The following is a 14500-nucleotide window of genomic DNA, read 5'->3' on the forward strand; positions in this document are numbered from 1 at the left end:
CGTTTTGTACCTCAGGAGGATTTCAATTGGCTCAGACTCAGACGGAAGAATCATTACAGAAAAAATTAAAACCCAGACACATCACTTTTATGGCGATGGGTGGTGTCATTGGGACAGGTATTTTTAAAGGCAGTGCGGGCACGATCGGTCTGGCAGGCCCGGGTGTTATTGTGACGTACATTTTCGCGGGGCTGCTGTTACTTGTGGTCATGGCTGCGATGGCAGAGATGGCTACGGTATACAAGAATAGAAACATGAAAGATTTTGTACAAGAGGCATTTGGCAGCCGAGTTTCATTTATTATGGGATGGATGTACTGCTTCCTGTGGTTATCGGTGTGTGTCATTGAGGTGATTGCTGCAGGCAGCTTCCTGCAGTATTGGTTTGCAGATGTACCGCTGTGGATGCTCAGTCTGGCGTGCGCGGCATTTATAATATTGGTGAATCTGCTCAGCGTTGGTGTGTTCGGGGAATTTGAGTTCTGGCTGGCCGGGATCAAAATTGCAATGATCATTATTTTTATCGTTCTTGGGGCGGGGCTGATCTTTGGCCTCATTCCAAGCGATAACACACCTTATCTGCAGAACTATACACAAGCTGGCGGGTTTTTCCCGAATGGCTGGACGTCGATTTTCTCAGCACTGCTCGTAGTCATGTTCTCGTATGGTGGGTCAGAGCTGATTGGTTTGACGCTGACAGAGACGGAAAATGCGGAGAAAGTGATGCCTAAGATCGTGGGCAATTTTATGCTCAGAATCATCTTGTTCTTCACGCTGCCCATTCTGATTATCTGTGGTCTGATTCCGTGGAACGAGATTGGACCGGAAAGCAGTCCGTTTGTACAGGTGTTGGCGTCAACTGGCCTGCCGGGGGCTGCACATATTATGAACTTTATTCTGGTGACGGCGGTGCTGTCTGCAGCGAACTCGGGTATCTACGGAGCATCCCGCATGATGCATTCCATGGCTGTCGGCGGGGAAGCTCCAAAAGCACTTGCCAAGACCAATCGCAATGGCAGTCCGATTAACACCTTGCTGGTGTGTACAGTTGTTCTGCTGGCTGGTTCTATGCTAGGACTGTTTGCACAAGATCAGCTGTTTAGAGTGCTGCTTGCTGTTCCTGGCTTTGTCGTTATTCTGGTCTGGATCTGCATCGCTGCGTCACAGCTCAAATTGCGTAAAAAATATCCGGTTCAGCCTACCTTCAAGGTATGGGGGTTCCCTTACATTACCGGAACGGTTGTTATGATACTCAGCATCATTGCTCTGATGTTTGTGTTTGATGAAGGGAATCGATTCAGCATAAGCATTTGTCTCGGCGTACTTGCACTGCTGACGATCTGGTCTTTGATTCGATTTCGGAAGATGGAAAGCCGGTTGTCGGGACGATAGGAAACCTGGATAAATCCAGTGTAAAACAGAGCCTATTACAAAAACAGATATAACGATCATATATTTTGGATAAAGATCTCGGTGCTTGCGCCGGGATTTTTTTATTAACAAGGATGTGAGTAGGATATAGGTATGGCCTTATTACATAAATAATATCTTGAAACAACAGTTGTCCGATATTCGTTTGTATAAAATGCTTGACCCTATGAAGAAAAAAAGGATAATATAGGATTTAAAGACCAAATATATCCATTAATGAGGTGATTAGTGTTTAAAGTTATTATTTTCAATTCATTTAAAAGATGTAATCAAGGTCGTTTTTTCTTTTTTTAATTACAATTTGGGAGGAATTAAAAATGAAAAAGATCGTTAGTTTAGCTCTTTCTATGAGTCTGGCACTGAGTGTTCTTATTTTTCCTTCAAGCCATGTGAGCGCAAGTCAAGAAGTTTCTATTAAAACTGATATGAATGTCTATCAGAAAATGAAGGAAGCAGGAATGACGGATAAGGACATTCAGACATTACAACGGAAAAATGCTGAAGATCTCAAATTTTTAAGTGAGGGTGGTTTAGAGAGGAAAGCTCTGAATGATCAGAAGTTACTCTCGAACATTCCAAATAAGGAAAAATCTTTGGCATCCTCTGTATTAGGTACATACGGTGACATTTTAGTCGCGTATAACGCTAGTTCTTGGGGCATAGATTTTGGTTATCCAGGACATGCTGCTATTGTTGCAATAGCTAATACTCGAACCGTTGAATCTTTCCCTGATGATGGAGTGCAGTATCATGTAAACGATTGGGGGAATCGTTCCAATGTGTATGCAATGAACGTTAAAGGAGCAACTGCAAGTCAGTATAATAAAGCAGCAAATTACGCTGCACAACAAATTGGAAAGCCGTATAACTGGAACTTTGTTAACCCGTGGACTGAGGATAAATTTTATTGTTCTCAATTGGTATGGAAAGCATGGAAAACACAAGGGATAGATGTGGATTATATAACGATTGATCCTATTGTAACTCCTATGGAAATAGCTAAATCAGGCAATACATTGATCTACTACAGCAACTAAATAATTGATATTTCGGGAAATCAGAGTGAGGAAGAAGGGGCTTTTTCTTCACTCCTGATTTTCTTTTATAAAGGGAGGGAACGATGGAGAAGTGAACATAAAAAACAAAAAATTAATTCTAACTACAATCATTAGTCTGTTTGCGATAGCTATTTCCATACTGTTGTACACACCCTTTCAAAAAATAACATCGACAAATACTAATACGGGCATCGAATTTGCAGTTGTATACTCCAATGCGATGGACGAAGGATTCGAAGTGGTGAAGTATGATAATCGTGGAAATATACTAAACGAACAAAGATTCAAAGAGGGTCAAGCCATATATTACTTTTCAGAATTCAAGGATAATTATTATTTAATGTCAGAACGTAAAAATCGTCATTATATTTTGAATGAGGATGGAGAAGTTAACCTGCTTTTTGGGCCTGAAAAATATGAAAAGGATCGAAATATAGGATCAGCTTTTTCACGTAGTAGCGAGAAGTATATGTTTTATTCCATGAATGTTGGAATTAATCCCGAGTATTCACCCAATGAATATATGAGTGAGCTGGTATATTTTGATGGTTCTAAAAGTAGGAACATAGAATTGTCAGGATATATTCAATCGGTTGTTGAACAAAATAACAAGGCATATGTTTTATCTTTTAATGGGAATAATAATAAACTAGGAATATATGTAATAGATTTATTGGAAAATAAAGCAATTAAAACAATACCTATAGACAACCACCTTAAGCAGTTCGAAGGCTACTTTCCGACTGGGCTAAACAATGGATCTCCCCTACAAGTATATCAAAATAAATTAATACTTATCTTGGACGGAAACACAAAAGATACTCAACATCGACCTATTATGCAGATTATTAATCCTGATAGTGGAAAACTTGAGCAGGAATTATCCATTTCAAACCAAGATTTTGAGGTTTATGACACACAAGTGCATGAAGATAAGCTATATATAATCTCAAGTGACTCTAGTTTTATTGAATATAATGGATTAAGTGACAAGAGCAAAACAGTTCATTTAGATCAAGATAAAAATTTTGTGAAAAAGAGGGAATCAGACAGAGGCAATATATCAGGCATAAAAATCATTGGAAACAAAATATATATATTGTATGATTTTGTTAAGGAAGTTCCATCCAAAAGGAACAGAGAAATAAGGGCGTACAATCTGGAAACAGGAGATGAAGAAGTCAAAATAACATTGAATTATCGGTCCGACAAAGAAATAATAAAATTTTTTAGTTTGAATTGAATAGGAGGTGTGCACGTGATTTATTGGTTTTATAGTGGGCTTAATCCAATGATACCTGTTTTTATAATCTGTCCTATTATTGTGATTCTTATAGGGACGATGGCGCATTTTGGTAAATTAAACCTTGTCCTAGGCATGTGTATTTCTTTTTTGTTACCCTTGTTATTTATAGCTGTCAATGCAGCTACATTCAAAGCCAATATTGGAGCATGGATAATATATGGAATAGGTTACAGTATCATTACATTAATTGTTTACAAGTTTCTAGGTTTTCTAAAAAAATAAAATATAAATACTACAAAGAAGACAGCCTGAGATATGGCTGTTTTAAGTCTGTACATAAATAAATCGGTGTTAGCTGCTTAAGGTGCCATTGCTCTGATGTTTGTGTTTGAGAAGGGAATCGATTCAGCATCAGCTTCTGCCTCGGCGTACTTGCACTGCTGACGATCTGGTCTTTGATTCGATTTCGGAAGATGGAAAGCCGGTTATCGGGATGATAGGAGTTGTACTTTCAGGCAGACGCTGATATTGCACACGCATGGCAGAAGGCTCAAAAGACCGCACTAACTGAAAAGGAAATAGAATGGTTCAAAAAACTAGCCAATCATGAGCTTAAAGAAAAGCAATATATGGATGGCGGTATGCCCTTAAGAGATCCGTCTACATGGAATAATGACACAAAAAGATTTGATCCGGATCCTTTGAAAAATGCACACGATAAGGCAAATATAACAGATCCCAATCCAACAGCATCCTTCCCAGGCTATGATTCTGGTTCAGATTATATTAAACATATGGATGATGGGATTGATTATTAAATATGAGGTGAGAGCATGTATCTTAAACAAGCAGTTGCGAGGATAAATAATATTGATTGGAGCTTGGTGGGCAGTATTGCTTCTAAAGTGGAGGCTGACTTGGCGTGTGAATTCCTGCGAAGATTGGCCTGTTTTTTCAAAGAAGAGGGGATCAGACCGATAAAACCTTTAGTTGCTGACATAGCAAAATTACTAGGTGATACTGAAGAAGTGGAGGTATCGGATTATTTCAATTCAGAAGTTGTTGAGTTTTTAGGAGAAAATATATATGTGAAGAATATTATTCAATATTATTTACATCTTGCTAAGTATGCTGAAGAACGCCCAGAAACATATAGGCATTTGAATGTATATGAACCTTTGATTAAAATTCTTGAAAGGAAGGGGATGTTTGTTCTTAGAATAAATGCTTTGGATATTGTGAATGGATCACATATCCCTTTAGAAGACTGGTATGAAAATTTTGTGAACATGAACTCCCTTGAAATAGATCAGTTAGGGGAGTTTACTGTTTGATTACAGAAACGACCCCAAAGTAATCCGATAAAGATAATAGAATCTTAAAGAAAACCTCCAACTACCATGTTGGAGGTTTTCTTTGCCTAAAACTCTCTGAAACACTTCGTTTCATAAGCCTTATAAAGCCACCAATACCAAAACTAACACTACAATGATAGCGTTTTTATGTAAATCCAATATTTTCTTGCCTAATTCGACATATTCGTATACTATTTTCCCATAACTTAGTGCTTCAAGCGCATGTTTTTTGGGTATGACCTAGTCAAAAAGGCTTGGGTTTGTGGGGAGGAAGAGGGAGCGAATGATCGGTTTTTTCAGAAAACGCCTGGTGATGCGAATTGCGGCTGTGGTAACACTGGTCATTACGATTATAGCGGTGGGAAGCATGCTGACGCAGATCGCTAATGTGAAGCTTGCTGCACAGCGGGCTATCGCGAGTTACAATATCCAGATTGCCGAAAGTTATGTAAAGCAGCTGGATACAGCATCCTATCTGGGATTTGCCAAGGATCCCAAGGAGAATGAGGAGTATCTCCGCATTCGGGATGAACTGGATGATTTTCGTGTGCGTATTGGTGCCATGTATGTATATTTCGTCAAAATTGACGAAAAAGGAAGCCCGCTTATAATGGTGGACGGGATGAAGGATGCGGATAAAGCTTCAGCGATCAACGAAGTGACCGACATTCCAGCCAATGCGGTTCAGAAGCTGCTGCAGGGGGAAACAGCAAGTTCGCCGATCATTAATAATCCGGAGTATGGCGACTATATTTCGTCCTATGCACCGATTCTGGACAGCAGCGGTGGTCTGGCAGGTGTGATTGGAATTGATACAGGGATAGCTGTCATCGGAGGTATTGAGACTGATATATTGAAATCAAGTCTTCCGCTGTATGTGATCCTGCTTATCGCAGCACTTGTCGGTATAGCTGTAGTGATGTGGTTTATCGTTAGAGGATTGCGTCCGCTTCATCCACTTAAATCAAGTGTAGAAAAGATGGCACAAGGCGAGCTTGCCGAAGCTAATCGTACTTTGACAGCATACCGTTTGCGGAGTAAAGATGAGATTGGAACAACATATGAAGCGATGATACATATGTCTGGTAACCTGAATAAAATCGTAAGTGATATGGTTGGTGGAGTGGCCTCAACAACCGAATTGTTATCCGAATCCACCAAGGCGTTTAATCGAAGCACGGATGAGATGCTTGCTATGAGCCGAACTGTGGATCGTGCTGTGGAGGAGATTAGACAAGGTGCGCATACCCAGAAGCAAAGTGCCAGTGACAGCGCCCATGCGATGGAAGAGATTGCAAAAGGCATCAATGATATATCTGAATCCTCCAATGTAGTGTCAGATGCGGCAGCAGCAGCTCTTACTGCGGCGGAATCGGGGCAGCAGCGCATGACCGTGATGAAGAAACAAATGGAAAACATCTCTGAGGTATCTGGGGAGGTTACCACGATGGTGCAGGTGCTGAACAACTATTCTGCTGAAATCAGCGGTGCACTGCATACGGTGCGTGACTTTGCAAGTCAGACCAAACTGCTGGCACTTAATGCTTCGATCGAGGCGGCCCATGCGGGTGAGCATGGCAGAGGATTTGCCGTGGTTGCGGAAGAAGTGAGAAAACTTGCCGAAGCTTCCAGTTCATCGATGGAACGAATCTCGGATCTGCTGCTTCGCATTGAACAGGAATCACAGCAGATTGGTACCCGTATGGTTGATACCGCTCAGGAGATCGGTCAAGGCGTAATATATACAGCCGAGGCAGAGCTGACGTTCTCACAGGTTGTAGATGCATTTCAACTGGTAACCCAGCGTATTCAAGAGGTTTCTGCTGCGGCTGAGGAAATTACAGCGGGCTCGGAAGAAGCGGCAGCTTCCGTCAACACCATTTCACAGATTTCTGCAGGCGTGTCCGATCATTCGGATGAGATTTACCGTCTGATGCAGGATCAATCCGTGATGTTCCGTAAGGTCGCGGAAACATCTACGATGCTGGAACAGCAGACGAATGAGATGAGCGAAGCCGTAGAAAAAGTGAAGGTATAAATTTAGTTATAGGAAAAGTAAACCCCTTAATGACTACGAATAGAAGACAAGCAGATAGAAAGATTTGAAAAGAAACATGATACAGGAAATGTAACGAGATCAACGGTAGATATATAAAGACAAAAAGATATAACATCAGAGTTAATAAGCAAAAGTGCTCCGCCCAAGTGGAGGAGCACTTTTTGATGAGAGCAGATAGCACCTTGCGGCGAAGATATCAGATCACGGGATAACAGATCACAGATGGCCCAGTTCAATCGCTTGTTTGAAGCGTCGGGCAAATTGTTCTGCCGCAGCCGCAGCCTCTCTGGATTCTGTCTGCACGAAGCCGATCTGCATTTTGGGCTGCTGGATCTCGGTAATCTCGACCATCTTAATCAATCCTTCTTTCCAAAGCGGGTGCTGGTGAAAGGAGAAGTCATGCCCGATGGTTGCGGCGATGTTATTTTTCAACACCGTGCTGATGGCTTCCGAATTATTGGTCTTGAATAAGATGGACAGATGCCCATATTCATAGGTGAACTCTTGCAGGAAATCCTCAATAAAACCGTCCCGATATAACGCGAGTTTATGTTCTTTTAGCTGCTCAGGGGTGACACGTGTGTGTTTGGCCAGTTCGGACAGCTGATGGGTGCATACAACAAGCTTGCTTGAATACATTGGTGTAAAATGCAGTCCATCCAATTCGCGCAGTTGTTTCGCGTAAATGGCGATAAAGCCCAGATGTGTCTTGTTCATACGAATGTCTTCAATGACTTCCATGGAACCTTTCTCTTCAATGGACAGTCTCAGCTGCGGATGGTCCCGCTTCATGTCGGCAGCTGACTGCACCAGATAATGCATGACACTTGGAAAAGTAGCAACATGCAGATCACCTGTCAGCGTAGAGGCGGCTTCATTCAAAGCTTTCAATTCATCGATTCGCTGCAGGATGTCCAGCGCTTTGGCGATAAATTGTCTGCCTTCCGGTGTGGGATGGGTGCCCTGTCTGGAACGCACGAATAGAACCAGGCCCAGCTCTTTTTCCAAACGGTGAACGGATTGGCTAATAGCAGATTGAGTGACGTGAAGCTGCTCTGATGCAGCGGAGAAAGATTGGGTTTTTGCGATTTCAACAACGTATTCGAGCTGTTCCAGATTCATGGGTTCATCCCCGTTCAACATTAGTAAAAGTAATGTTAACATAAATATCTATAAATATGAATAATGAACGAATAGCGATATAATATATAGACAAGCAGGATACTAGTTCATTATTAGTTGAACTTTTATTTACACAGTAACGAAGAGGACAGAAAACCTGAAAGATCGAAGCTGCCAGCTTTCTGAGAGCAGGCTGGCATCGGAAGCATACGCTCCGCATTTATCATCTGATTTTTACCTTTGCAGAATGGAACCAAAAAAATTGGAGGGTAACCGTGAAAGGTTATTTTGTCATCGGAGTGCTCAGTGTGAACATCTTAGTTCGACTAATTTAAAAAGGGGATGACAGAATGAAGGCAGCAGTATGGTATGGACACAAAGACGTACGTGTGGAAGATCGCGAAGTGCCGGTTGCTCAGTCAGGACAGGTTCAGATCAAAGTTGAGTACGCCGGGATCTGTGGCAGTGACCTGCACGCTTATCACCATGGCGTAGGTATTCAAGAGGGAGAAAATCACCCGCTTTCAGGTCAAAAAGCACCATTGACGCTGGGGCATGAATTTGCAGGTACGGTTAGTGGTATAGGTAATGGTGTAAGCGGTATCAACATCGGTGATCGAGTCGTGGTAGAACCGCTTTACCACTGCGGAACCTGCGAGTACTGTATCCAAGGCAGATATAATCAGTGTACACAGTTTGGTTTTGTAGGGTTAAACGGTGATGGTGGTTTTGCTGAATACGTAGTAGTTGAATCTTACATGGTACACCCAATACCAGACAATGTTTCCTTTGAAGAAGGGGCACTCGTTGAACCGACTGCGGTTGCTTTTCATGCTGTACGTCACAGTAAGCTGCAGGTGGGGAACAAGGTGGCTGTATACGGAGCAGGTCCAATCGGCCTGTTAACAATCCTGTCAGCCAAAGCAGCCGGAGCATCTGAGGTGTATGCTGTCGATGTATTCGAGGATCGTCTGGAACTGGCGGCTAAACTTGGCGCAATTCCGGTGAACAGCAGCAAGGTGGATGCAACTCAGGTCATTACGGAGCAATCTGGCGGGATTGATGTGGCGTATGAAGCAGCTGGTGTGCAGCCGACAATGGATAGTGCTGTTTCAGTAATTAAAAAGGGCGGGGAAGTCGTAGTAATCGCGGCAATTCCAAATCCGCTGCAGGTGAATTTCTTCGACATGCTGGTGAAAGAGGCCAATCTGACGGCTACCTTGGCTTACCGACACATTTTCCCTGAAGTGATCGCTCTGATTGCTGAAGGAGCACTGGATGTGAAGCAGGTTATTACGAAAAAAATCAAACTGCAGGATGTTGTACAGGATGGCTTGGAACTGCTGATGAGCGATAAGAGTCACGCGAAAATTTTGATTGAAATTGGCGGCTAGGATCAGTTTTCGGATGTTAACAACTGACGCCAACAAGTTATAACTGTAAACGGTAAACGTAAAATGTCGAAGGGCTGTTCCCATCATGTCATCTATAAGATGGCATCGGGACAGCCCTTATTCTGATTCATACGTCAAATCTTGGGATGCCAGGACCAGCCCGAAAGAGCTGTATCCTGTGGATAACAAACAGCAGCTCCGATCCCAGCCGTTTGTCAGAAATCATACCGATAACAGATGGCATTGCCTCCGCCATTCACGGAACTGAACTCGGGGTCTTCGATAAACCCGAATCGCTCATACAGCCGAATGGCATTCAGCATCTGACCGCCGGTGTACAGATATACTGTGTTTTTCCCCATCTCTTTCGCAGATTGTACACAACGCTGAAGCAGCTCACGCGCAATGCCGTGTCCTCTCCATTCAGGATCAACACCCAGCAGGCGGATAAATGGATAATCAATTGGCAGCTCAAAGTTCGGGTAAGCATGATGTGCAGTTTCGAACAACTGAACAGTGCCGACAATCCGATCTTCAATCTTGGCGATCCATAATTCGGTTAAGTGCGGATTATCCAAGGAATCCCGGATATCTTTCAGATAGGCTTCCCAGCGATCAGATTGTTCGAACGATGTCTGATACTCAGCGTAACTGGCAACCAGAATGTCAACAATCTCGGCATAGTCAGCTGGGTCAGCGGGATGAATCGTAATGGCGGCCGTGGTCATATTTTAATTCTCCTTCTCTTATGCGTGAAGTGGGATATGATGTTTCTTTGCATTATATCACGGGCAATTGGAGCCAATGTATCGGAATATTTTATAAGGGATTTCAACATTTCTATATCTTTGACTAAGGCTATCATGTCCATTCTCATAAACGATTAAGCTGAGTACTGTATAGATGATTACGATATTCGGTTGGCGTGCTTCCCTCGTGCTGCTTGAATGTGCGCAGAAACAGCTTGTAGTCACTAAAGCCGCATTGGGCTGAAATCTCCTTCACACTGGCGTTGGTATTCAGCAGCAGTCGTTTGGCACGGCGCATGCGTTCGTTGAGGATATACGTTTTGAGCCCGATCCCTTTTTCCCGCTTTACCATTTTGGAAATATAGTCCTTGTTAAAATTAAAATTCTCCGCGATCTCGCTCACTGTAATGTGGGTATGCAGATGGATATCGACCCATTTACAGATGTGATCCACGACAGCATTATGAGGACGGTAGTCCGTTCGCAGATTGCGTTCCAGTTCCTTGAAGAGCAGTAATGCAGCAGCATCTGCCTCATCGGACGAGAAGGAGGACACATGCAGCAGCTGCTTAAACAGCTGATTGGCCATGGAAGGAACCTGAATGGATGCATGCGTTGGAAAATTGCAAAATGTGCCCTGCGCCGACCCGTAATGTACCCAATAAAAGCTGACAGGTGCATCGCTTATTTGGTAACCATAGTGAGTCCGCCCGGCCTGTAGAAACAGCAGATCATGGGCACGAACAACGTATTGTTCCTGATCCTCGGCAATATACATCTCACCCTCCAGCATCAAAATCATCTCGTGAACCGGCATGCTGCGCCGCATGTGACTCCAGTTACCCTCTGATATAAATTTTCCGCATAAATAGTGCTCCACTAGTTTTGACATAGAACGGATTTATCCACCTTTTCTTGGATTCTGAGTCTGCTGTAACTGTAGTTTATTTGATAATATGAGGACATTCAAGGGAAAAGCTAGATGGTAGAGATAAGTTCTGGCCGGAGTACAGCACGGATTTTATCCTTTTCTGCTGCATCCAGTCCTACCGAAAAAATCATTTGAAGTTATTACATATGTCAAAGGAGCGAGCGGCATGATCGATACAAGAAAAGGATTTCTGGGTCCCGCACACGTTGATTTGCTGGAAGGCCCATTTCAAACGTCGCAGCATACCGGAGAACGCTACTTGGTATCTCTGGAAATTGACCGTTTTCTGGCGCCGTGTTATGAAGCTCACGGGTTAACACCTCGCAAGGAACGTTATGCAGGCTGGGAGGCGCGCTCGATTAGCGGACATTCCCTAGGACATTACATGTCGGCTCTCGCGGTAACATATCAGGCGACGGGCAATTCCGCATTAAAGCAAACGCTTGATTATGCTGTGAGTGAACTGGCGGCAATTCAACAGACGACGGGCAGCGGATATATCGGAGGTTTGCCTGAGGAGGCTTTCCGTATTGCTTTTCGTGCAGAACATATCGGCGGATTCAACATCGGTGAATATTGGGTTCCGTGGTACAGCGTGCATAAAATCTATCGCGGTCTGATTGACGCTTATCAAATGACGGGCAATGAGCAGGCACTGGGCGTGGTTATACGTTTTGCGGATTGGGCAGTGGAGGGACTGAACTCCATGACCGAGGAGCAGATTCAGACGATGCTGCTGTGTGAGCATGGCGGGATGAACGAAGTGTTTGCCCAGCTGTACGGAATTACAGGAAACGCAGCATATCTGAAAGCAGCCGGGCAGTTCACACATGAACTCATTCTGGAGCCGTTGGAGCAGGAGAGGGATGAACTGCAGGGAAGGCATGCCAACACCCAGATTCCCAAAGTCATCGGCGCAGCCGAAATCTATAATCAAGACCCGGTACAGACGAAGTATCGGACAGCAGCGCAATTTTTCTGGGATACGACGGTGAAGCATCGTTCATATGTGTTTGGCGCGACGAGCATATCCGAGCATTACGAGGCAAAGGGTATGGAAAGTCTTGGCATCAAAACCGGAGAGAGCTGCTGTACCCACAACATGATGCATCTGACGAAGCAGCTGTTTGCCTGGAATCCGGACAGTGGTTATATGGACTATTATGAGAACGCTGTCTATAACCATATTCTCGGCACACAGGACCCGGATACGGGCAATAAAACGTACTTTGCCTCCACCCTGCAGGGTCATTACAAAATTTACGGCACACGTGATACCGCTTGGTGGTGCTGCACCGGATCAGGCATGGAGAACCCCGGCAAATATGCCGAGGCGATCTACTATGAGGATGGACGTGATCTGTATGTTAACCTGTTCATCGCCTCGGAGCTGGATTGGGTTTCGCAGGGGCTGACATTGAAACTGGAAACCGACTTCCCTTATTCGGAAAAAGGGACCCTGACGATCACCGAAGGCAGCACTTCGGCTTGTCTCAAATTACGTGTGCCGTCCTGGCTCCAGGAGCCGATGACAGCAGTAGTTAACGGGAAATCGGGCCAGTCGTATACACAGCTGGAACCCGGTTACCTGTCCATCGACCGCACTTGGACAGCGGGCGATGTCATTACGATTACGCTGCCGATGGCACTGCGTAAATATACAGCCCGTGATGATGCTCACAAGGCAGCTTTTCTTTACGGCCCGATTGTGCTTGCTGGTGCGCTCGGAAGCGAAGGGCTTCCCGAAGATACCATTATTGACGAAACCGCGCTGAATCCGAAGACAGCTCCTGTCCCCGTCATTCGCACGGAGGAAGAGGATGTGAACGAGTGGATCAGGGTTGTTGATAAAGAGACACTTACATTTGAACTTAGCGAGGAAGTCACGTCCACCGGGGAAGCTGTGAAGCTGATCCCGTTCTATGACGTGCACCATGAGTTCTATACGGTGTATTGGTCGTTAAATGATGAGGGCGATGTGTTGGAGAAGGCACTGAATGACATCACAATCGACAGCGTGCAGCCAGATGGTCAGCAGGATGAAATCGGGCATCAGTTGGAAAGCAGCTGCCGTGGAGAGAAGTACAACGGTTCTGGTACAGATGGCCGCAGCAGGCTCTATATGTGGCGGGAGGCGTACGGTGTGAAAGAAGCAGCGTTCAGCTATCGTTTGGCTGTGGACCCGGGTGCCTCGAATTATTTGTGCGCAGCCTATTGGGGCGGGGATTACCTGCATTTTGAGCGAGAAGGAGTTCGGTATGAAAGGCAGTTCAGCATTTTGGTGGAAGATACTGTTATCGGAGAGCAGCGCATTCATATGAATAAAATTGGCGAGGTATTTTATGCTGTCTATGACATTCCTGAGGTAATCACCAGAGGTAAAGAGAGTGTGAAAGTGACCTTTCAAGCCAGTGGAGACAGCGGATGCGCCGGGAAAGTAACCGAAGTTCGCACGACACGCAGCAGGCCGGAGTTTCTGGATGTCTTCGGTAGTCAGGTGTAAAGAGGAGTAGTATAAGCCTGAGGAGTTTTAGTTAGCTAAAGTTCGGGTCATGTTACGAGTTGATGTGAATGGAATGATGTTGAAAGGCTTGGATTGGTTTCAATACGCTGCTTGAAATTCTAACGATTCGTACAGAGCTTATTTGGGCAAATTAGGCCTGTTCCGAAATCTAACGATTCCCATCGACGCTATTACAGCCGAAACAGGCCAAAATGGACGAATATATGCTTCCAATGTTGGAATAGCGTTTCTTGGAATCGTTACATGGTTAGATGAGCTGAAAAGTACCAAATAGCATCATCTGGCATCGTTAGCCTGATTTATTCGGATGCACATGGTGTGATCAAGACCGTGTGCCAGCATGCAAATAGAATGATATATGCAATAATGACAAGAGACGAAAACGGTGGAGTTCGCCGTTTTTGTCTTTTTGGTCATGACTCAGAAAAACACGCAGCAAGCTCCGGATTCGCGAAGACAAGGCGTATATAAAAAATGACACGCAGCTCGAATTTCCACGTATTACCCAATAACTGTATTTATTCCGCACTCCCGATGTACCACGGGGATGGCGATAAAACCCGTAACTATACTAAATGAACCTGCAGCCTACACAGCCAGCCGTTCTGTGTTGTCCATTAAAAAGATAATGG

At 44.2% G+C, this 14500-nt stretch carries 12 protein-coding genes; 9 read left to right on the forward strand and 3 right to left on the reverse strand.

What is annotated here, in order from left to right:
* Positions 1-26: 26 nt before the first annotated feature.
* The 7 genes from MKY97_RS04725 (at position 27) to MKY97_RS04755 (ending at position 7127) form a co-directional block, all read left to right on the forward strand.
* A complete protein-coding gene (locus MKY97_RS04725) occupies positions 27-1391 on the forward strand; it encodes an amino acid permease (protein ID WP_342554351.1) in 1365 nt (454 codons plus the stop codon).
* 356 nt (positions 1392-1747) lie between these two features.
* Positions 1748-2467: a YiiX/YebB-like N1pC/P60 family cysteine hydrolase gene (locus MKY97_RS04730; protein WP_342554352.1), complete on the forward strand. Its 720-nt coding sequence runs from the start codon at positions 1748-1750 to the stop codon at positions 2465-2467.
* Positions 2468-2558: 91 nt separating this feature from the next.
* Positions 2559-3731, forward strand: a complete 1173-nt coding sequence (locus tag MKY97_RS04735) for a hypothetical protein (RefSeq protein WP_342554353.1) — start codon at positions 2559-2561, stop codon at positions 3729-3731.
* A 15-nt stretch (positions 3732-3746) separates the two neighbouring features.
* Entirely contained in the window at positions 3747-4016 is a 270-nt protein-coding gene (locus tag MKY97_RS04740; protein WP_342554354.1) for a hypothetical protein, read from the forward strand.
* 221 nt (positions 4017-4237) lie between these two features.
* Positions 4238-4552, forward strand: a complete 315-nt coding sequence (locus tag MKY97_RS04745; protein WP_342554355.1) for a hypothetical protein — start codon at positions 4238-4240, stop codon at positions 4550-4552.
* 15 nt (positions 4553-4567) lie between these two features.
* Positions 4568-5068, forward strand: coding sequence for a hypothetical protein (locus MKY97_RS04750; RefSeq protein ID WP_342554356.1), 501 nt, complete (start codon positions 4568-4570; stop codon positions 5066-5068).
* Between the two features lie 304 nt (positions 5069-5372).
* On the forward strand, positions 5373-7127 hold the full coding sequence (locus tag MKY97_RS04755; RefSeq protein WP_342554357.1) for a methyl-accepting chemotaxis protein: 1755 nt from the start codon (positions 5373-5375) through the stop codon (positions 7125-7127).
* A 237-nt stretch (positions 7128-7364) separates the two neighbouring features.
* On the opposite strand, the gene MKY97_RS04760 is transcribed toward MKY97_RS04755, so the two are convergent.
* On the reverse strand, positions 7365-8270 hold the full coding sequence (locus tag MKY97_RS04760) for a LysR family transcriptional regulator (protein WP_342554358.1): 906 nt from the start codon (positions 8268-8270) through the stop codon (positions 7365-7367).
* Positions 8271-8620: 350 nt separating this feature from the next.
* Here MKY97_RS04760 and MKY97_RS04765 point away from each other — a divergent pair, with 350 nt between their 5' ends.
* Positions 8621-9664, forward strand: a complete 1044-nt coding sequence (locus tag MKY97_RS04765; protein ID WP_342554359.1) for a 2,3-butanediol dehydrogenase — start codon at positions 8621-8623, stop codon at positions 9662-9664.
* Between the two features lie 215 nt (positions 9665-9879).
* Here the strand turns inward: MKY97_RS04765 and MKY97_RS04770 are convergent, their stop codons facing one another.
* Entirely contained in the window at positions 9880-10392 is a 513-nt protein-coding gene (locus MKY97_RS04770) for a GNAT family N-acetyltransferase (protein ID WP_342554360.1), read from the reverse strand.
* 145 nt (positions 10393-10537) lie between these two features.
* Positions 10538-11305 carry an AraC family transcriptional regulator gene (locus MKY97_RS04775; RefSeq protein ID WP_342554361.1) on the reverse strand — a complete coding sequence of 256 codons (768 nt, stop codon included), beginning with the start codon at positions 11303-11305 and terminating at the stop codon, positions 10538-10540.
* A gap of 205 nt (positions 11306-11510) precedes the next feature.
* On the opposite strand from MKY97_RS04775, the gene MKY97_RS04780 reads away from it, so the two are divergent.
* Positions 11511-13847, forward strand: a complete 2337-nt coding sequence (locus tag MKY97_RS04780; RefSeq protein WP_342554362.1) for a beta-L-arabinofuranosidase domain-containing protein — start codon at positions 11511-11513, stop codon at positions 13845-13847.
* The last annotated feature ends 653 nt before the right edge of the window (positions 13848-14500 follow it).

The organism is Paenibacillus sp. FSL R7-0652, from assembly GCF_038595045.1.
In the GTDB taxonomy this organism is placed as follows: Bacteria; Bacillota; Bacilli; order Paenibacillales; family Paenibacillaceae; genus Paenibacillus.